At 37.9% G+C, this 20,438-nt stretch carries 17 protein-coding genes; 6 read left to right on the top strand and 11 right to left on the bottom strand.

The window, feature by feature from the left end; translation table 11 throughout:
* Positions 1-30: 30 nt before the first annotated feature.
* The 7 genes from VEI_RS02975 to VEI_RS02945 form a co-directional block, all read right to left on the bottom strand.
* The gene (locus VEI_RS02975) at positions 31-870 is read right to left on the bottom strand and encodes a hypothetical protein (protein ID WP_059361841.1); all 840 of its coding nucleotides are present in this window, start codon (positions 868-870) and stop codon (positions 31-33) included.
* Complete coding sequence (locus VEI_RS02970) at positions 863-1,270, bottom strand: hypothetical protein (RefSeq protein ID WP_059361840.1); 408 nt, start codon at positions 1,268-1,270, stop codon at positions 863-865. Before VEI_RS02970 ends, VEI_RS02975 begins: the two co-directional genes overlap by 8 nt.
* Positions 1,271-1,415: 145 nt before the next feature.
* On the bottom strand, positions 1,416-3,560 hold the full coding sequence (locus tag VEI_RS02965; RefSeq protein ID WP_059361839.1) for a heavy metal translocating P-type ATPase: 2,145 nt from the start codon (positions 3,558-3,560) through the stop codon (positions 1,416-1,418).
* Positions 3,561-3,576: 16 nt separating this feature from the next.
* A complete protein-coding gene (locus tag VEI_RS02960; RefSeq protein ID WP_005376730.1) occupies positions 3,577-3,837 on the bottom strand; it encodes a DUF6110 family protein in 261 nt (86 codons plus the stop codon).
* A gap of 110 nt (positions 3,838-3,947) precedes the next feature.
* Positions 3,948-4,148 (bottom strand): FeoB-associated Cys-rich membrane protein, encoded by a 201-nt coding sequence (locus VEI_RS02955; RefSeq protein WP_059361838.1) that lies wholly within the window; start codon positions 4,146-4,148, stop codon positions 3,948-3,950.
* A 231-nt stretch (positions 4,149-4,379) separates the two neighbouring features.
* The gene (gene feoB / locus VEI_RS02950; RefSeq protein ID WP_059361837.1) at positions 4,380-6,752 is read right to left on the bottom strand and encodes a ferrous iron transport protein B; all 2,373 of its coding nucleotides are present in this window, start codon (positions 6,750-6,752) and stop codon (positions 4,380-4,382) included.
* 9 nt (positions 6,753-6,761) lie between these two features.
* The gene (locus VEI_RS02945) at positions 6,762-6,995 is read right to left on the bottom strand and encodes a FeoA family protein (protein ID WP_005376797.1); all 234 of its coding nucleotides are present in this window, start codon (positions 6,993-6,995) and stop codon (positions 6,762-6,764) included.
* Positions 6,996-7,501: 506 nt separating this feature from the next.
* On the opposite strand from VEI_RS02945, the gene VEI_RS02940 reads away from it, so the two are divergent.
* Positions 7,502-8,800 (top strand): DEAD/DEAH box helicase, encoded by a 1,299-nt coding sequence (locus tag VEI_RS02940; protein ID WP_059361836.1) that lies wholly within the window; start codon positions 7,502-7,504, stop codon positions 8,798-8,800.
* 55 nt (positions 8,801-8,855) lie between these two features.
* Here the strand turns inward: VEI_RS02940 and VEI_RS02935 are convergent, their stop codons facing one another.
* A complete protein-coding gene (locus VEI_RS02935) occupies positions 8,856-11,171 on the bottom strand; it encodes a DNA topoisomerase 3 (protein WP_059361835.1) in 2,316 nt (771 codons plus the stop codon).
* 176 nt (positions 11,172-11,347) lie between these two features.
* Here VEI_RS02935 and VEI_RS02930 point away from each other — a divergent pair, with 176 nt between their 5' ends.
* Positions 11,348-12,943: a peptide chain release factor 3 gene (locus tag VEI_RS02930; protein ID WP_059361832.1), complete on the top strand. Its 1,596-nt coding sequence runs from the start codon at positions 11,348-11,350 to the stop codon at positions 12,941-12,943.
* A 243-nt stretch (positions 12,944-13,186) separates the two neighbouring features.
* Positions 13,187-14,434 (top strand): sodium/glutamate symporter, encoded by a 1,248-nt coding sequence (locus tag VEI_RS02925; RefSeq protein ID WP_059361830.1) that lies wholly within the window; start codon positions 13,187-13,189, stop codon positions 14,432-14,434.
* 74 nt (positions 14,435-14,508) lie between these two features.
* Here the strand turns inward: VEI_RS02925 and rsmA are convergent, their stop codons facing one another.
* Complete coding sequence (rsmA, locus tag VEI_RS02920) at positions 14,509-15,363, bottom strand: 16S rRNA (adenine(1518)-N(6)/adenine(1519)-N(6))-dimethyltransferase RsmA (RefSeq protein ID WP_059361828.1); 855 nt, start codon at positions 15,361-15,363, stop codon at positions 14,509-14,511.
* A 69-nt stretch (positions 15,364-15,432) separates the two neighbouring features.
* A complete protein-coding gene (gene rnmV, locus VEI_RS02915; RefSeq protein ID WP_059361826.1) occupies positions 15,433-15,963 on the bottom strand; it encodes a ribonuclease M5 in 531 nt (176 codons plus the stop codon).
* A gap of 107 nt (positions 15,964-16,070) precedes the next feature.
* Here rnmV and VEI_RS02910 point away from each other — a divergent pair, with 107 nt between their 5' ends.
* The 3 genes from VEI_RS02910 (at position 16,071) to msrB (ending at position 19,338) form a co-directional block, all read left to right on the top strand.
* On the top strand, positions 16,071-17,009 hold the full coding sequence (locus VEI_RS02910; protein WP_059361824.1) for a LysR family transcriptional regulator: 939 nt from the start codon (positions 16,071-16,073) through the stop codon (positions 17,007-17,009).
* A 271-nt stretch (positions 17,010-17,280) separates the two neighbouring features.
* The gene (locus VEI_RS02905; protein ID WP_059361822.1) at positions 17,281-18,402 is read left to right on the top strand and encodes a 5-methyltetrahydropteroyltriglutamate--homocysteine S-methyltransferase; all 1,122 of its coding nucleotides are present in this window, start codon (positions 17,281-17,283) and stop codon (positions 18,400-18,402) included.
* Positions 18,403-19,338, top strand: a complete 936-nt coding sequence (msrB, locus tag VEI_RS02900; protein WP_059361820.1) for a peptide-methionine (R)-S-oxide reductase MsrB — start codon at positions 18,403-18,405, stop codon at positions 19,336-19,338.
* Positions 19,339-19,451: 113 nt separating this feature from the next.
* On the opposite strand, the gene VEI_RS02895 is transcribed toward msrB, so the two are convergent.
* Positions 19,452-20,423 carry a 3D domain-containing protein gene (locus VEI_RS02895; protein WP_059361818.1) on the bottom strand — a complete coding sequence of 324 codons (972 nt, stop codon included), beginning with the start codon at positions 20,421-20,423 and terminating at the stop codon, positions 19,452-19,454.
* Positions 20,424-20,438 lie beyond the last annotated feature (15 nt).

Genomic DNA, 20,438 nt, shown 5'->3' with positions numbered 1-20,438 from the left:
AAGGATATGAGTCGAAACCAGAAATAAAAATCAACCCTTGCGTTTAGCAATGGTTTTTATTATACCCACCTCTACTAATTTACCAATCAGTACAGACGCGATAATAAACGTAAATTCTAATAATCCAGGTGTAATAAATACTAGTAGATTACCTTGATAAAGTGGGAAAATAGTAGGCGCTATTGCTTTCACAAATTTAGGAATATATCCACCATATAATATATGCCCATTCATAGCCAACAACATAATCGCTGTAACAATAATACGCAACAATCTAGATGCCTTATATTCACCACTTCGTGGATACATATAAAACACAAATACTAGCATAGAAACTAGAACAAATACAAATTCGCCAATTAAAGAATTTAAACTGATTGTAGGTCCAAAATAAGCTAGCATCACTGGATTAGTAAGGTCAATATAAAAAATTGATCCCAAATAAATAAATGGAATTGGCAAAATATAAACAGACATATCGATTGCTTCATCAACAATTCCCCATCGATGATTTCGATTAAAGAAGAATGTCATTAATAAAGCGACCAATTCCAATAATACTTGTGTAAAGAAATAGACACCTAAGAATACTAAGATAATAAGAGCCTTATTATCAATCATCACATTAAATGGTGTTGTAAATAAATTAATAACCGTAAATATAGCCCAACTATATGTATGATACCTCATGCAAAGAGGTAAATCACTAAACTGCCCCTGACGCATACGTTGTAAGATTACAGGTACTAACAAGGATAACACAGGAAATGTAAGATAAGGAGATCCTAAACCCGTTTGATGTAAAATAGCGGTAAATACACTTACAAAAAATGCACTAATTAAGGTAAACAGAATAAATTGTTTATTCATTCTGACCTCCTAATATCTGTGAGATTAAGTAAGCTATAACAAGCATAACTGTAACCTGACCATACATGCCTCCAAGAAAAATTATATCTCTTCCGATAGCTGGTAGGCTCCAAAGCCAATCTAAATTCATACCTAAAAATATCAATTTATAAGTTCCAAATTGAATCGCAGCCCAAGCAACTACATAGACAATACGATTAATCCGTCGATTAGCATTACCGAATGTACTTGTTCTAAATGATAAATATGCCCAAGGAATGCATAAGGATAGTAGCAAATACCATACTAATGCTACCGCAGCACTAGACCCATTATGAATCATATACGAGATGACCGGAATTGCCACAATAAAAAGATTCATATATAGGGATCGTTTACAAATATCTAATAGTGTGTTCATATACGTTCTCCTAAGATAATTAATCACTTGATATTGTACACTACCTATCATGAAAATGCCACAAAAAAAGACCTCTTACAGATATTTTCTATAAGAGGTCCTTTATTTACATCATATTAACTCAATGTATTGAATTATAATGTTACTATGCCACTGTAGATTCAGCGGAAACATCAATAGTTTGTACATCGTTAGCTTCTTCTACAGATTCTTCTTTCAACAATGGAGTCATGCTTTCAATACCAATACCCAATGTGAATAGGTTATGTAACCAAGCAGTTTGACTTGGAGGCATGAAACCAAGTACGCCACCACCTACTAGAGCACCATTGAAGCCAACAATGCCATTGTAGTTAGCCTTAATACGTTTCATCAACGCTAAGGAAATACGACGCAAGTCAACAAGTGCTTGTAGATTATCAGAAGAGATAGTAACATTCGCAATTTTTTGTGCAATAGGAGCACCTTCATTCATTGCGATGCCTACATGTGCTTCAGAAATAGCTGGGGAATCATTGATACCATCCCCTACCATCATGACAGTATAACCTTCAGCTTTTGCTTGTTTTACATAAGCTGCTTTATCCTCTGGCAATACCTCTGCATGCACTTCATCGATACCGAGTTCATCAGCTACGCGTTGCGCATTGCGTTTAGAGTCACCAGTCATCATGACAATCTTTTTAATGCCTAAAGCATGTAAATCAGCAATAACTTGTTTAGATTCATCGCGTACAGGATCTTTAATACAAATAACCGCTGCTAATGTACCCCCAATAGCGAGGTAAATATGGGAAGATGAATTTGGTAAATTGTTGAATTTTTCTTGTTCATCTGCAGGAATTTTTGTCTTTTCATCATCAAAGATGTAGTGAGCACTACCAATGCGTACACGGTAGCGACCGACTTTAGATGCAATACCATGAGCTACAACGTATTCTACATCGGAGTGCATTTCCTTGTGAGGCAAGTCATGATCCTTAGCAGCGCGTACAATTGCTTTTGCCATGGAGTGAGGGAAATGTTCCTCAATACATGCAGCTAATTTCAACATTTCATCTGCATCATGACCGTTGAACGGGATGATTTGTTCAAACTCAGGTTCTGCTTTTGTAAGAGTACCAGTTTTATCGAACACAATCATATCTGCTTGTGCAATTTGTTCTAAGAACTTACCACCTTTAACAGTGATACCACGTTTAGATGCTTCTTGCATAGCGGAAAGTACTGCCAATGGAATGGATAATTTTAGAGCACAAGAGAAGTCAACCATAACGAAAGACAATGCTTTCATTACATTTCGAGTCAACAAATATGTTAAACCAGCACCAATAAAGCTAATTGGAACTAATTTATCTGCCATGCGGTATGCTTGTTGTTCCATACCAGATTTCATTTGTTCAGACTCTTCAATAAGGTTAACGATTTTTTCGTAACGAGAAGATTTAGATGTGCTACGTACTTCTACAATAGCTTTACCGTCTTCAACAACAGTACCTGCATATACAGAACTATCTTTATCGCGACGAACTGCTTCTGGTTCACCAGTCATGGAGCTTTCATTTACAAGAACAACACCATCGATTACAGTGCCATCCAATGGAATTACTTCACCTTGACGGATAATGATTTTATCGCCTTCCACAACTTCGTTAACAGGCTTACTCACTTCAATGTCGTCAACCAAAACCCATACTTTATCTACATTCAAAGACATGCTTTGAGCAAGATTTAATACAGATTTACGGTGAGTCCATTCTTCTAAGATATCGCCAATACCTAATAGGTACATAACTGCGCCAGCTGTAGGGTAATCTTTTTGAAGTAATGCAGCACCAATAGCTACACCATCAAGTACTTCTACAGTTAACTTACGTTGCCACAATGTTTTAATCGCTTTGCCGATAAATTTAATACCATCAAACCAAGCCCATGCAGCTGCAATTGGTGCAGGCAACACTGCTTTTTTACCTAAGTAAACTGCAGTGCGGTTGATCATCATTTCACGGTATTTTTTATTTACCAAGCGTGGAGAATATTCGTTCAAAGCAGGTGCTTCGGACAAGTCTAAATCGCCTAGACCTAGCACTGCTTCACGCACAGCATCAACATCGCCAGTATGTTTAATGGCGATTTGACTGCTACGAGTGTAGAAGGTTACGTCTAAAATTGCATCATTAAGGAGTAATGTATCCTCTACATAAGCTGCTTCAGCCTCTGTAAAGTGATGACCAGTTACCTTAACATGCAAGCGATTTCTGAGTTTTTTTACTACAGAAAATTGTAACATATGTGCAATCCTCTAATTATTTGTTTTCTTCAAAGATTTCTTCGTTGCGTGCTTCGTTGATTTCTTGAGCTTCTGCCAATACATCAGATGCGGATGCTTGTACTTTTTCAGCTGTTTCTAATACAGTTTCTTTAGCGCGAAGGCCAGCTGCTACGATACCAGCATATACTTTTTTAGCGTCTTTAGAAGTTAACACTTTAAGACCTACAGTACCCAATGCAAGACCTGCTGCGAATAAGTTAGCGTTTTTAAGATTGTTTTGGTTGAAGTTGAACATGATAATATCCCTTTCTACTAAATATATAAAAATTTACTTACTATATTTTGAAAAGATGAGCCTATTATAGAGACCCCTCTTCTCATTCAATAACTTGAGTGTTGTTCTGATTACTTATCAGCTCGTTTAATGCCTAACGCTTTATTGGAACCATCACAACTGCAGCTTCCACCACAACTAGATGATTTGCCGGAGTCAGATTTACCGCCGCCACAGCCGCAGCCACCTTTACCGCCTACTTGTTTAAACATTTTAAAGCCAATATAAGCTAATGCTAGAACAACTATGAGTCCTATAACAAGATTATCCATTATTATGCCTCTTTCTCAATATCTACTAAATTACAATATGTGTATTAGTGATAAACAAGATAAAAGCAATATCTAAAGGATATTTCCCTTTTCTCATTATCATTTAACCACGAATATTGATAATTATCAAGTATTATTTTTAAATTACTTATAACAAAATCGCAATGTTTTAATTCATTTTTGTTCAAAGAATCTAAAAGTGGCTAAACTCTCCTATTTAGCGATTTTAGATTAGAAACCTAATGCGCGACCTATGTTATAGAAGATGAAACATGCAATCCAAGCAAATGTATTTTCATAGCAGAACATGAAAGCAACCCATTTCCAAGAACCTGTTTCACGTTTGATAACAGCTAATGTTGCCAAACAAGGTGGGTAAATTAAGATAAACAACATCATTGTCAAACCAATTAACGGTGTGAAATGAGGGTCATTTTGTAGGTACTCAGTCAACGGTGCTGGATTTTGATCATCGCCACCAACAGCGTAAATAGTACCTAATGTAGAGATAACAACCTCTTTAGCCGCTAAACCAGCTACTAATGATAGGCCCATTTTCCAATCAAACCCCAATGGTTCTAGCACTGGATTGATAGCTTTACCAAAAGATGCTGCATAGGATTGTTCAATTTTTTCCGCAGCTTGTTCTTTATCAATTTTGTCATTTTCAGCATCTAAGTTAACGCTATTTTTATACATTGCCCATGCTGCTGGGAACAATTTTTCATTTTGGTCTTTAATGCTATTGAATAATTCAGGAGCTGCAGAATCAGCTTCTACAGCTACTTCAGGTTCATCTTCTCCTGCGTTCTTAGCAGCATCAGTAGCATCTTGTACAGTAGATTTCATATCTTCCACAATTTTATCTACTGCTTCTTTTTGGTCATCTGCAGTAATGCCAAATTGTGCTAATGTAGCTGCATCTTTTACTTCGTACTCTTGAGCAACTTGTTCTTTCATTGCGTCATAATCTTTAGAGTATTCTACATCCATAGGATATGCAGTGATGAACCAAATCAAGATAGATGCGGCCATGATGAAAGTACCGGCTTTAATAATGTACAATTTAGCACGTTCGTACATATGTAACCAAGTGGCTTTCAATGTAGGCAAGTGATAAGGAGGTAATTCCATTACAAATGGTTCAGCCTCACCAGAGAAAATGAATTTACGGAAGATTTTCGCAAAGATAACACCAAAGATAATACCTAAGAAGTACACAGAGAAGACAACAAATGTACTATCCCAACCATTCGGGAAGAATGCATTTGCAAATAAGATATATACCGGTAAACGAGCAGAACAACTCATGAATGGTGTAATCAAAATAGTAACCATTCGATCCTTATAGTTATCAAGGATACGAGCGCCCATTACAGATGGTACGGAACAACCAAATCCCAATAACAAAGGAATAAATGATTTACCATGCAAGCCACATGCGCGCATTACGCGGTCAATAACGAAGGCTGCACGAGCCATGTAACCAGTATCTTCCAAGAAAGAAATTCCAAGGAAGAGTAATAAAATTAATGGCAAGAATGAAAGTACCGCACCTACGCCGGCAATAATACCGTCAGATACAAGTGACTGTAGTTGGCCTTCTGGAATAGTCTGAACCACATAAGCTTGTAATGCAGCGAAACCATCCTCGATCCAACCTTGAGGAATACCACCTACGATGTTTACGAACGCAAACAATAGGTACATAACAACCATGAAGATTGGTAAACCCCAAATACGGTGCGTTAAGATTTTATCATAACGATCGGAACGTGTTTCTATCTCTTTTGGAGCTTGTGTTAAAGATTGGTTATATACTTCAACAGCATAACGATGGCGATATTCTTGGAATACTATATCAAGATCAACTTGATCTTTGATTTCTTCACGGATAGCTGCTGCCTTTTGTAGAACTGCTTCTGTATTCGCAAAGCCTTTAACTTTTTCCACCACATCTGGATCGTTTTCTAATAATTTAATAGCGATCCAACGTAGTGGATACGTTACTGTACCAGCTTCTTCAAGTGCGGCTACGAGTTCAGCAATTTTGCCTTCTAATAAATCACCATAATTAACTGTTACACCAGGTGCTTTTTGAGAAGCAGCTACGCTAATTGTTGCTTCTAACAACTCTTTTGTACCAATATTTGTACGACCTACTGTACTAACGATTGTAGCGCCTGTTAATTCAGCCATTTTTTTAAAGTCGTATTTGATACCCATTTCTTCAGCAACGTCAGCCATGTTTAGAGCAATAACCATTGGCTTTTCAAGTTCCAACAGTTGTGCCGCTAAATACAAGTTACGTTCTAAGTTAGATGCATCAAGGACGTTTACGATTACATCTGGATTATCGTTTACGATTACATTTCGAGCTACTAACTCATCTAAGGAACGTGCTGTTAAACTATACGTACCTGGTAAGTCAATAAATAATAAATCACGACCATTAAAATTAGTATGGCCTTCTTTCTTTTCTACCGTAACGCCGGCATAGTTACCAACGTGTTGCTTCGCCCCTGTGATATTGTTAAACATTGTAGTTTTACCACAGTTAGGGTTACCTGCTAAGGCAATGCGAACTTGCCCTTTTTCTGCCATGTGAACCTCCTATTGAACCTCTACATCAATCATGCCAGCTTCGCTATTACGAAGTGCTAATTCAAAGTTTTTTACTTTGATTTCCACCGGATCCCCCAAAGGGGCAAACTTCATAACATGGATTTTTGTACCATGTACAAGACCCATGTCAATTAGACGATGCTTAACGTTGCCACTGCCATGTAGTGTAACAATAAGACCAGACTCACCTGGTTTCATGTCTTTTAACTTTTTGATAGCCATACGACACCTCCTAATTATTGTATCTAACAACCTCATATTAACCACACACCCAATGAATAATGCGTATTAATATCTTAAATAATTATATCATACTAGCTTACAATTTCAACAATAATTATCAATTTTTCATCTAAAATATTAATACAGAGTATAAATATTAATTATGCAATCCATTCATAACCCCCACATATTATCTAGTTCAATAATATTATGCCCATAACTATATATAAGGGTCTAAGATCATCTAAAGGCTATTTAAATGAGAATATCAGTTAATTATTTCTCATTTTTATGAAATTCCATTCTCATTATCAAAACAATATTTTAATAACAATTAATTATTAAGTGATCCTACGTTCTCATTAATCAACTTACTATTCTCAACTAGATGCATCTCCCCCATGATTTTTCATTTTTACGAAATTATGTCTTATCATAGTTAGATTTGCCCCTATCTACTAGATTAGGTATAATTAACATAATATATATTAAAGAAAGGACGACACATGAAATCTTTTAAATCCTTAGGCGTTTGTGACGAAATCATTAGCATCTTACAAAAACAAGGCATCAAGGAACCAACGCCAATTCAAGAGCAATCGATTCCTATCGTCTTCAAAGGTAACGATATTATTGCAAAGGCACAAACAGGAACTGGTAAAACTCTGGCCTTCCTTTTACCTATCTTGCAACGTGTTCACACTGATGTACATCAAGAACAAGTACTTATCATTGCTCCAACACGTGAATTAATTAAACAGATTTCCGATGAAGCAAAAACATTGGGCGCTGTTTTAGGGGTTGACATTCTGCCACTCATTGGCGGTAAAACAATCGAATCACAATTACAACAGTTGGGTAGACGTCCACATGTTATCTTAGGTACACCTGGCCGTTTATTAGACCATGCAAAACGCGGTTCACTACATCTTGACTCTATTCGTCGAGTAGTATTAGACGAAGCAGATCAAATGCTCCACATGGGCTTTTTACCAGATATAGAAAATTTGATTGGTCAAACAGATGCCAATCGACAATTACTTCTCTTCTCAGCCACTATTCCGGACAAAATTCGCAATCTTGCAAAAGCTTATATGTCTAAACCTGTATCTGTTACAGCTGAAGGTAAGCACATTACATTAGAGGCTATCGACCAACGCGTGTATATGATGAACACAGAGGACAAAACACCTCGACTCATCAAAATGATTCAAGAAGATGATCCCTATTTGGCAATTGTTTTCTGTAACAAACGAGAAGGCGCTATTAGACTATCCTATGAATTGACTGCAGCAGGCCTAAATATTGCAGAAATGCATGGCGACTTAACGCAAGGACGTCGTACACAAATCCTGCGAGATTTTGCAAAAGCAAAAACACAAATCTTAGTGGCTACCGATATTGCAGCCCGCGGTATCGATATTGAAGGTATTACACATGTGTACAACTATGACGTACCGCACGACGTAGATTACTACATTCACCGTATCGGACGTACTGGTCGTGCAGGCAACACAGGTATCGCTGTTACCTTTGCTACACCTTCTGATGAATCTTGGTTGCGACGTATTGAGCGTGCTATTCAAGCAACATTAACAAAATATACCAAAGATGGTCAAATCAAAACTAAGGGCAATGCCAACAACGCACCTAAACGTAACAAAACTACATCTAAACCTAAAATCACAAGTTCATATCAATCTACAAAGGCAAAAGCCCACAAAGCTCGAGGCCACAAAGGTTCTAACACTAGGCAACGCCGCACCTCTACATCACAAACAGGTCGTCGTGGTAAACGTAGATAATACAAAATGCGTGTAGCAAAAGCTGCACGCATTTTTCTATGTCATATTTACTATATTACTTATTTTGATTCACATATATGCTAGGCACGCCATCTACATCTGTACACTGTGTTTTACACGCAGAACGATTACTACATAGCCATGTAGTACGACCCCGCATATTTTGCTTAACAAAATAGCCTTTTTTACATCGTGGACACAAATACTGCTTCGATTCTTCTGGCACCTCAATATTTGTACTAGCATTTTGAGATACTTCATTCACAGGCTGCGTATACCGACAAGACGGATAATTGGTACAGCCTATAAAAGCACCAAATTTCCCTGTTCGTTGCTGTAAACGGCCCTTTTTGCAAGATGGACATTCTGGTAACTTAGAAATATCTACCTGCGTATCATCAAGAGGCCGTTTCGAATTTTGACTGGAAATAGTTCGTACCACATTTGGCATCATCTGATCTCGACCTACCTGTTTATCAAAACCAAGTTTTTCAATTAAATGTCGTAAAAATTGAATTTGATCCGTCAAAAAAGAATCTAATGTATCCTCCCCTTCACTCATGAGGGCAAGGCGTTCCTCCCATACTGCAGTTTCATCAGGATATAACAGTTCATCTGGCAATGCATCTACCAATAAATAACCTGTATCTGTTGGTGATAGCACCTGTTTCTTACCAGAGGTTCGCATAAAGCCACGACTAATTAATTCATCGATAATATTAGCCCTCGTCGCTTCCGTTCCGATACCAGATACGGCTTTTAATTGCTTTTTCAGTTCTTCATTTTTTACAAACTTATGAATCTCCTTCATGGCTTGCAATAATGTGGATGGTGTAAATCGAGATGGCGGTTTGGTTTGCTTTGCATCCACAGAGGAGTCTGTATATTGAACATCATCATTCTTTCTAACAGATGGCAAATGATCAGCTTCCTCTATAGCATCCTTTTTAGAATCTGATTCGGCACCTCGTTCATCTGTTAAATCCGGTTCATCATTATCAGTATTATTTTTTGATTTTTGACGTTTATATAAAGATTTCCAACCATCTTCAATAACGACGCGCCCATTGGCAACGAATTCTTCATCACATTGCCCAACTATAATCTTAGTCTGCTCATACACATGTTCCCCATAAAATTGAGCGATATAGGCCTGACTAATGAGAAAATATATATTTCGTTCTGCTTGCGTCAGATTATTGATATTACACGCCACCGTAGTCGGAATAATAGCATGATGGGCAGTAATCTTTTTTTCGTTCCAAGCACGACTCTTGATGTTTCGATCCGCTTTTTGTGCCCATACTGAAAGCTTCTCATCACCAGACTGTGTCAAATTATCCAATATCGCCATGCGATCGACATATTGATTAGGTGGTAAATATTCACAATCAGACCGCGGATAGGTTGTTAACTTCTTCTCATATAATTTTTGAGCTGTATCAAGTACTGTTTGAGGATCATAGGAATACGCCTTCCCCGCTAATACTTGTAATGACGATAATGATAAGGGCAAGCGTTGCGGATCTTTTTTCTTAGACTTTGTAACTGACTTTATAACGCCACTAGGACTAGCCTCTAATCTCTTAACTAATTCTTCAGCGATTTCTTTATTGATAAGGCGCCCATCTGGGTCTAATCCCTTTTGCTCATCCTTTGGCTGCCAAGTTGCCCAGAATGTACCATTCACATGAGTATATAAAATTTTAACAGTAAAATAATCAACTGGTTTAAAATCTGCTAATTCACGTTCACGTCGCACTACAAGTGCCAACGTCGGTGTTTTCACACGGCCAATCGGCAATGTTACCTTATGCCCTTTATAACGTTCGGATAATGTATAGGCTCGCGATAAATTCATACCAATTAGCCAATCAGCACGAGCTCTAGCCAGTGCAGATTGATATAAATTATGAAAATCCTTATTATCTCGTAAATCACCTAATGCTGATCTTATAGATTTTTCATCCAATGCATTTAACAAAATACGTTGCACAGGTTTTGTATTTCCTACAAAGTAAAGAACTTCATCAACTAATAGTTGCCCCTCTCTATCAGGGTCACCTGCATTAACGATTATATCAGCTTTACCTATCAAATCTTTAACGACCTCAAATTGTTGTCGACTACTATCCGTAACTAGTAGTTTCCACTCTGATGGCACGATTGGCAAATCTTGAGGGCGCCAACGGATATATTTATCATCATAATCACCTGGTTCAGCTTGATGTAATACATGCCCCACAACCCATGTAACAACATCATCGCCTTGGATAAAATAACCATTGCGTTTTTGTATATTTTTATTTTCCGGCAAACATTTACTGATTTCTCGAGCCATCGATGGCTTTTCTGCAATAAATAACCGCATGGTCCCCTCCTTAACGTACATATGGCAGCTATTCCCCAAGCCGCCCTTTGAAATTTCATTATACTACAATTTAGTGGTCATAACTACCAAAATCATGTATAATTTTAAAGATATGAATGATGTGAAAGTAACACATTGAAATAAAACTTTCACAAACGAAACAATAGAGGTGAACCATGACATTTTTAGAAGAAGTACAACGTCGTCGTACGTTTGCTATCATATCTCACCCGGATGCGGGTAAAACTACATTAACAGAAAAATTACTTTTATACGGTGGTGCCATCCACTTGGCTGGTTCCGTTAAATCTCGTAAAACCGCAAAACACGCCGTTTCTGACTGGATGGAAATCGAAAAACAACGTGGTATCTCCGTAACGAGTTCAGTCTTGCAATTCGACTACGATGGATGTCGAGTAAACATCCTTGATACGCCTGGTCACCAGGACTTCTCCGAAGATACGTACCGTACATTGATGGCTGCTGATAGTGCTGTTATGTTGATCGACGTAGCCAAAGGCGTGGAAGCACAGACAAAGAAATTATTCGCTGTATCTAAAGAGCGCGGGATTCCTATCTTTACGTTCGTAAACAAAATCGACCATTTCGGTCGCAGCCCATTTGACTTGATGGAGGAAATTGAAAATGTTCTCGGTATTCGTACATGCCCTATGAACTGGCCTATCGGTATTAATGGCGAATACAAAGGTGTTTATGACAGAGAACACGAAACCATCGAACTCTTTGCCAAAGACGAAACACATGGTCAAGAAAAGTTAGCCTCCGAAAAAGGTGCTTTAACAGACCCTCGCATGAAAGAATTATTAGGCGACGATGTATATCAAGCATTACTTGACGATATTGAATTGCTAGATGTTGCAGGCGATCCATTCGATTTTGACAAGGTTCGTGCTGGTGAATTAACGCCAATGTTCTTCGGTTCTGCTATGACTAACTTTGGGGTAAAACCATTCTTAGAAAAATTCTTAGAACTAGCACCATCCCCTGCGCCACGTCAAGCAGTAGAAGAAATTGTACAGCCTACTAGCGAAGATTTCTCCGCTTTAGTATTTAAGATTCAAGCAAATATGGACCCTAATCATCACGACCGCATCGTATTTATGCGTATCTGCTCTGGTAAATTCGAAAAAGGTATGTCCGTATTACATCGTCAATCTAATAAAGCGATTCGTCTATCTCAACCGCAACAATTCTTAGCTACAGAACGTACTATCGTTGAAGATGCATACCCTGGCGATATTATCGGTGTCTTCGATGCCGGTACAATGGGTGTAGGCGATACACTGTGTGCTCAAAAGCACAAAGTAACATTCGGTGACTTCCCAGTATTCCCACCGGAATTCTTTGCTCGCGTATCCCCAAAAGATACAATGAAGCGTAAACAGTTCCAAAAAGGTATGACTCAACTTGCTCAAGAAGGTGCGGTCCAAATCTTTGAACAACCAGGTGCCCTCGACTCCTTCGTAGTTGGTGCAGTTGGCATGCTTCAATTTGAAGTTCTAGAATATCGCCTTAAAAATGAATATGGTGTCGACCTATTAAATCATACATTGCCATATAGCGTGGCACGTTGGATTGATGGTGACGTAGATACATCTACACTCAAAGGCTTAGATAATGCAATGATTGTTAAGGATAATCGCAATCGTACAGTAGTCCTTATCTCAAACGAATGGCAAATGGGCTGGGTAATAGAACGAAATCCTGATATTACATTCTTGCATACCCCAAAACTACATAATGAAATCTAGTTAAAACTATAAAGCTAAGATATATACTGGCGAAGATTCTCTATTTCAGTGAATCTTCGCCATTTTCTTTTTCGATTTACATGGATATAAAAAAATTTTCATAACTTAGAGGAATTTTTAATAATGATGCAGAATATATAATGTATACATATTTTGTATACATGATAAATTCTATAGTATTTGATTGGTTGTTCATGATACAATGTAATAAATTATTTTTTATTTGTTAAAAGGAGTGATTTTATGCCACTGATTGACCTAAAGTTAGTCAACGATGTATGGACTCTAAACTTGTCCATGATTCAAACTGTGGGCCTCGCTGTAATTACCTTATTCATAGGTACTTGGATTAATAAACATTCCAAGTTTTTACAACGCATGTGTATGCCTGCACCTGCTGTAGGGGCTTTACCATTTGCATTTTTAACCGCCATTCTTTCTTATTATCATATTTTGGATATTAAATTTGAAGGTTCATTACAAACCTTCTTAATGCTTGCCTTCTTTACTACCATCGGTTTGATGGCTTCCTTAAAAGTATTAAAAAAGGGCGGCATTTTCATTGTTTTCTTCTTCCTTGCTTGCGCCGTGTGGATTGTAGTTCAAAATACTGCAGGTATCGCCATTGCCAAAGCATTGGGTATTGACCCAATCATCGGTATCATGGCCGGTTCCGTATCCATGATTGGCGGTCTCGGTACGGCAGGTGCCTTCGGTCCATACTATGAAGAACTATATGGTGTCGCAGGAACAGCATCCGCAGCGGTAGCAGCAGCTACATTCGGTATGGTAGCTGGTACAATCTTAGGTGCTCCAGTAGGTGAACGCATCATCAAGATGCACAAGGTAAAAACACCTTATGACAACCCTGAAACTATGGATGATGACAACATCGATTATATCGAAGATCACGTTGAAGGCGGCGGAAAGCAATTTAACTCTCAAGATTTGTTAACGATTTGTATGTGGATTGGCCTGGCATTGGGTATTGGTACTATCGTAAGTGCTGGTTTATCTGTTCTTACACCATTACCTGCATATATTGGTGCTATGATTTGTGCAGCAGTAATTCGTAACGTAGGCGATTTTACAAAATCCTATAAAATTAACGATGCAGCTCTTGACGCAGTATCTAATGTAGCATTATCTTTATTCGTTACAATGGCAATCAATAGCTTGAAGCTTGTACAATTAATCAATCTTGCATTACCGCTTATTACAATCTTAGTTGCTCAAATGGCGCTTATCTGTGTGTTTGCATACCTCATTTATCTCCTATTTGGACGCAACTACGATTCTGTTATGCTCGGTGCTGGCGCCATCGGCTTCGGCTTAGGTGCTACGCCAAATGCATTGGTTAACATGTTATCCTTAGCAAGTAAACACGGTCCATCCCCTCGTGCATGGCTCGTAGTTTCCTTGGTAGGTGCATTCTTAATCGATTTTGCTAATGCCTTCCTTATTACAACAATGGCAAAGTTAATACACTAAAACGAAAGGACCCATTCGGGTCCTTTTCTTATGCCAAAAGGTCCTAAGGATTTCCTTAGGACCTTTCTGTTATATTATTTAATTAATGCAGCCCACGCATTAGCTACATCGGCAAACTCTTGAAGTGTGAAGGTTTCCCCTCTTCGTTGCCCATCGATATTAGCCTTTGCTAATAGTTCTTCAATTCTATCCTTCGATAAGCCTGTGGTCTTCATCGTATTAACAAATGTTTTACGACGTTGTGCAAAACCAGCCTTCACAACGCGGAAGAATAGTCTTTCATCGATTACATCCACAGGTGGTTTATCGCGCAATACACAGCGAATAACAGAACTTGTTACCGCTGGCGCTGGCAAAAATGATTTAGGCGGTACATCAAGCACGATATCTGGCTTAGTATAATATTGAACCGCTACCGATAGAGCACCATAGTCCTTTGTACCAGGTTTTGCCACCATACGTAAGGCTACTTCCTTTTGCACCATTACAACAAGTCGTTCAATAGGTAATCGACTTTCCAACAAGGACATAATAATAGGTGTTGTAATATAATACGGTAAATTAGCCACCACCTTAAATGGCTCATGATTCATGATAGATGGTACATCTAATTTAAGTACATCCCCATGCACAATCTTTACATTACCATATTGAGCTAGTGTTGTATCCAATACCTCTAATAAGCGTGTATCTAATTCAATAGCTGTTACATTCGCACCACTTTGTGCTAAACCTTGCGTTAAGGTGCCGATACCAGGGCCAATCTCTAATACTGGTTCACCATCATGTAAATCAGCAGCCTTAACAATTTCATCAACGATGCCACGTTTAATTAAAAAATTTTGCCCTAGCTTTTTGCTCATCTTAATATCAAACCGCTTACATATATAATGAACTACTTCTGGGCTTGCAATGATAGATTCAATCATGAATGCTCCTATTTTATAACTTATTATTTATTCCATTATTACTATAATAATATACCTCTTAAAAGCATATTAAAGCATAGAGACAGCCTGTTCAAATTCATCACGACTAATACCATAATGGTTCAATCGATATAAGAACTGTTTACCATTACCATAACCTATACCTAGTATGGCACCAACAGCTGCCCTTTTATCGGCACTATTAGGAAATCCAGAAAGGCCATGTTTTACAAGGTCCCCCATCGTAAATTCATCACTGGATACGAGTGATTCAGTATGAAGTACGGATAAAGCCTTTAGAATAGATTTAGGTGAAGCTTGTTCTATCCCAATGTCATCATTAGCATAAGCCTCATCACGAGGGACAAAAGCATGTTGTGCATTGGGAAACTTTTTGGTCAACACACGACGTATGCGCTCACCAGCCGTATCTGGATCCGTTAGGATTATAATACCTCGTTTTTCATAGGCTACGCGAATCTGATCGATTACGCCTTTACGCAAGGTAAAACCTTCTGTAGCAATGCAATCAGCTTCTATAGCTTGATGTATACGCTGTATATCAGACTTTCCTTCTACTACGATGACCTCTTTTAACATAGGACCTCCTTTTATCTATTTTATTATTGTAACATATATATCATTGCTTAAATAGATTGAATAGTTTAGTATAGAAATATATAAATCTATATAATAAGGAGATTATTGTGACATTACAACAATTACGATATGTAACAACAATTGCAAATATTGGCAGCATTAGTGAGGCTGCTAAACGTTTATTCGTATCCCAACCAAGCTTAACAAAGGCCATTAAAGAGCTAGAAAAAGAAATGGGTATTACCATTTTTGATCGAACTAACAAAGGGATAACCGTATCTAAGGACGGAGAACGCTTTTTAGGTTACGCGCGCCAAGTATTAGAGCAAGCAACCTTATTAGAAGAACAATATAAATCTAATAAGGGTGGCAAAAAGCAATTTTCTGTTTCCACACAGCATTATTCCTTTGCGGTTAATGCTTTTATTGATCTTATCAACCAAAGCGATGTGGATTCCTATGATTTTTCATTACGAGAAACACAGACCTATGAAATCATCGATGATGTAGCGCATATGAAAAGTGAAATTGGCTTATTATATTACAATGATTTCAACCGCCCCGTACTAGAAAAGCTAATTCACACTAACGAATTGACCTTTACAGAATTATTTACAGCACATCCACATATCTTTATTGGTAAAACACATCCATTAGCAAATAAGGATGTAGTATCAATGGATGAATTAGAAGAGTATCCATATATCTCCTTCGAACAGGGTGACCACAATTCCTTCTATTTCTCTGAGGAAATTTTCAGTACTGTAGTACGTCCAAAACATATCCGTGTACGTGACAGAGCCTCCCTCTTTAGTTTATTGCTCGGTCTTAACGGATATACTGTATCTAGTGGTGTAATTGATAAAGAGGTGAATGGTGAAAACATCATTTCTGTACCTCTTGCCGAAGAGGGCTTGATGCATATCGGCTATATTACAAATAACAAAATGCAGCGTAGCCGTTTAGGTCAAGTATATATTCAAGCCTTAGAACAATACGTTTGCAACTATGGTAGACATATACAATTACCTGAAGATAAAAAATAAACACAATAATTATGTCAGTTATATAGCTAGCTAGAAATATTCTATAAGCATATCAATTCATAAACTAAGGAGGCAAGCTCTGTTAAGAGAATGCCTCCTTAATTTATATACTTGCTTCAGATATAACCAAATCAATCAAACTCTTGCTGCAACATAACTTAAAGCTATACACAACGCTAATATATAGATATTTTTATATATAATCATACTTCGTTATAATAAGCCTATCGAAATTATCGGCTCTACCGTTTACTATAGGAGGATTATTATTATGTCTAAATATTTAGCACCATTTCATTTTGATATTGTAGGTTCTTTCCTACGTCCTGCAGAATTAAAAGAGGCTCGCGAAGCTTTTACAAAAGGAACTATTACAAGAGATGAATTAACAGCAGTTGAAGATCGCCTCATTACAGAATTGATTCAAAAACAAAAAGCTGCTGGCCTACCAGTTATTACAGATGGAGAATTCCGTCGTGCCTATTGGCATCTTGATTTTATGTGGGGCTTTAACGGCGTTAAAGAAATCGAACTTGAACATGGCTATAAATTCCACGGTCAAGAAACTGCGCCTGGTTCCCTTGCTCTTACTGGTAAAATTACAGGTACTAATCATCCATTTGTAGAACATTTCAAATTTGTAAAACAATTTGAAGATGAAAACACTACGGCTCGTCAAACCATTCCTGCTCCTTCTCAATTCCTAGCAGAATTATTCCGTGAAGATAACGGCATTACAACACGCTCCTTCTACCCCGATTTAGAAGAGTTAATCCAAGATATTGCCGCTGCATATCGACAAGTTATTAAAGATTTATATGATGCAGGTTGCCGAAATATCCAATTTGATGATTGTACTTGGGGTATGTGCTGTGACCATGCTTACTGGACAGGGCGTCAAAAGGATAAAAACGTTACCATTGAAGGTGAAACAGCAAAATACTTGCGCTTAAACAATCTAGCCCTTGAAGGTCGTCCTCATGACTTAGCATTTACTACTCACGTATGCAGAGGTAATTATAACTCTACATGGGCCGCTAGTGGTGGTTACGAACCAGTAGCACCTATTCTCTTCGCCAAAGAAAATGTAGATGCCTACTATTTAGAATTCGATGATGATCGTTCCGGCGGTTTTGAACCATTACGTGAAGTTTCGCCTAATAAAAAGGTTGTATTAGGTCTTATTACATCAAAACGACCTGAATTAGAAGATAAAGAAGTTATTAAAGAACGCATCAAAGAAGCGACTAAATATATCCCTCTTGAAAGACTATGCTTGTCTCCACAATGCGGTTTTGCTTCTTGTGAAATTGGTAATCAATTGACCGAAGAAGATCAATGGGCTAAACTAGCATTAGTTAAAGAAATTGCTCATGAAGTATGGGGTGATTAAATGACAAAGCACACTATATATTTAGGTGGAGGTTGCTTTTGGGGCCTTCAAGGTTATATTAGACAAATTTCTGGGGTACTCTCTACTGAAGTAGGCTACGCTAATGGTCCAAGTTCAAATCCTAGCTACGAAGATGTATGCCATGATAGCGGTCATGTAGAGGCACTTAAGATTACATACGATGCGGATACGCTGTCTCTAGACCACTTGATTCAATATTTCCTTCGCGCTATTGATCCTTTCAGTATCAACAAACAAGGCGGTGACGAAGGTATTCAATATCGCACCGGTATTTATTATATCGATAACTCAGATAAACCTATTATTGAAGCTACGCTAGCTCGTGCCCAGTCCTTTGAAAGCAAACCTTTTGCTATTGAAGTATTACCACTCGATAATTACTATACTGCTGAAGAATACCATCAAGATTACTTAGATAAAAATCCTACTGGTTATTGTCATATTCCACTAGGTTTATCCCAAGAACCTCTAATCGATGACAGTTTATACAACAAACCGACAGAACAAACGCTAAAAACTCTTTCTACACAAGAATATGAGGTAACTCAAAATGCAGCTACCGATGCACCATTCAGTCATGAATTGACCGATGAATTCAAATCAGGACTATATGTTGATATCACTACGGGCGAACCTCTATTTGCTTCATCTCGCAAGTTTGAATCGCATTGTGGTTGGCCTAGTTTTACAAAACCAATAGCAAAGGATGTGATTCGGTATTACCAGGATAATTCTCACGGTATGCAACGCATAGAAGTTCGAAGCCGTATTGGTAATGCTCATTTAGGACATGTATTCGAAGATGGTCCTAATGGTTCTTTAAGATATTGTATCAATGGTTCTGCTCTTCGATTTATTCCAAAAGATCAATTAGTCGGTTCTAATTACGAATACTTAATTCCTTATATAGAATAGAATATTCAAGAATAAATGACGACAGCCTCCACACGAAGGCGGTCGTCATTTTATAATAAAATCCACATACTAAAAGGAGATATCACATTGGATATCTCCTTTTATTGTATAGATTAATCTAGTACATATACAGTTACGTCGCGTCGACCAAAATCCATAGCCTCTCCATAAGAGTCCATAACAAGGTCAATACGATTACCAATAATAGCACCACCTGTATCAGCAGCCACAGCTTCACCATAGCCAGGAATGAATAGACGTGTGCCTAACGGAATAACATCAGGGTCAACGGCAACAATACCACGTACTGCAGGAACACCTGTAGCAGTAATACCTAATCCATCACCATCACCTGCTAAGTAAGCAGATGCTTCCATAACGATAGAGCGAGATGCTCGACCAGCCACATTACGAGATGTCGTTACTTCACGAGTGCCTTCTTTAATAATTGTAGGCACCATATTTGTCATTACGGATTTAGATAATTCATTTGTTTTAATTACATTACCATTATTATATAAAGTTTCAACTTGAACACGTTCTGTGCCAGGTTGACCGACTTGAACGACCTCTTCTTCACCGATAGCCATAGTGTCATCCTTTTCACGGATAACTTGAACCGGAATCTCTTGATCTACAGTATTCACTGCACGGCTAGTAACACGCACAATATTTACTGTGCTACCAGATTGGATTGCACCGTTGGCTGCAGTTGTATAATTGGGAGCTTTAAAACCTAATTCATTAGCTAACTCTTCTGCTGTTGTTTGTGTTGTATAAACAGTTCTAGTTTTTCCATCTACTGTAACAGAAACAGGGAATGCTCTTACGACCGTAAGCGTCGTACCTTCTTGTACAGAATTAGAATCACTAATCACTTTATCTTTTGGATTTAATTTAATACCTGCGTTACGCACGATACCTTCATTAGAATTTAAATGTGTTTTAACAGTATGGGCTGCACCATCAGCCATGACTGTAACAGTTTTATCGTTGTAAGAAAAACCAGTCAAGGTTATTGCAGTTACCATCAATCCAGCAACCACAGACGATACATATCGCTTATGCGTTTTTTGAATTCTCATAACGAAATACCTCCT

The sequence above is a fragment of the Veillonella tobetsuensis genome (genome assembly GCF_001078375.1).
GTDB lineage: Bacteria > Bacillota > Negativicutes > Veillonellales > Veillonellaceae > Veillonella > Veillonella tobetsuensis.
This window is presented reverse-complemented; position numbering and strand designations above follow the sequence as displayed.

Bases quoted from the DNA above. Each gene is read 5' to 3' on its own strand.
- VEI_RS02975 (WP_059361841.1), bottom strand. From the start codon at position 870: ATGAATAAACAATTTATTCTGTTTACCTTAATTAGTGCATTTTTTGTA.
- VEI_RS02970 (WP_059361840.1), bottom strand. From the start codon at position 1,270: ATGAACACACTATTAGATATTTGTAAACGATCCCTATATATGAATCTT.
- VEI_RS02965 (WP_059361839.1), bottom strand. From the start codon at position 3,560: ATGTTACAATTTTCTGTAGTAAAAAAACTCAGAAATCGCTTGCATGTT.
- VEI_RS02960 (WP_005376730.1), bottom strand. From the start codon at position 3,837: ATGTTCAACTTCAACCAAAACAATCTTAAAAACGCTAACTTATTCGCA.
- VEI_RS02955 (WP_059361838.1), bottom strand. From the start codon at position 4,148: ATGGATAATCTTGTTATAGGACTCATAGTTGTTCTAGCATTAGCTTAT.
- feoB (WP_059361837.1), bottom strand. From the start codon at position 6,752: ATGGCAGAAAAAGGGCAAGTTCGCATTGCCTTAGCAGGTAACCCTAAC.
- VEI_RS02945 (WP_005376797.1), bottom strand. From the start codon at position 6,995: ATGGCTATCAAAAAGTTAAAAGACATGAAACCAGGTGAGTCTGGTCTT.
- VEI_RS02940 (WP_059361836.1), top strand. From the start codon at position 7,502: ATGAAATCTTTTAAATCCTTAGGCGTTTGTGACGAAATCATTAGCATC.
- VEI_RS02935 (WP_059361835.1), bottom strand. From the start codon at position 11,171: ATGCGGTTATTTATTGCAGAAAAGCCATCGATGGCTCGAGAAATCAGT.
- VEI_RS02930 (WP_059361832.1), top strand. From the start codon at position 11,348: ATGACATTTTTAGAAGAAGTACAACGTCGTCGTACGTTTGCTATCATA.
- VEI_RS02925 (WP_059361830.1), top strand. From the start codon at position 13,187: ATGCCACTGATTGACCTAAAGTTAGTCAACGATGTATGGACTCTAAAC.
- rsmA (WP_059361828.1), bottom strand. From the start codon at position 15,363: ATGATTGAATCTATCATTGCAAGCCCAGAAGTAGTTCATTATATATGT.
- rnmV (WP_059361826.1), bottom strand. From the start codon at position 15,963: ATGTTAAAAGAGGTCATCGTAGTAGAAGGAAAGTCTGATATACAGCGT.
- VEI_RS02905 (WP_059361822.1), top strand. From the start codon at position 17,281: ATGTCTAAATATTTAGCACCATTTCATTTTGATATTGTAGGTTCTTTC.
- msrB (WP_059361820.1), top strand. From the start codon at position 18,403: ATGACAAAGCACACTATATATTTAGGTGGAGGTTGCTTTTGGGGCCTT.
- VEI_RS02895 (WP_059361818.1), bottom strand. From the start codon at position 20,423: ATGAGAATTCAAAAAACGCATAAGCGATATGTATCGTCTGTGGTTGCT.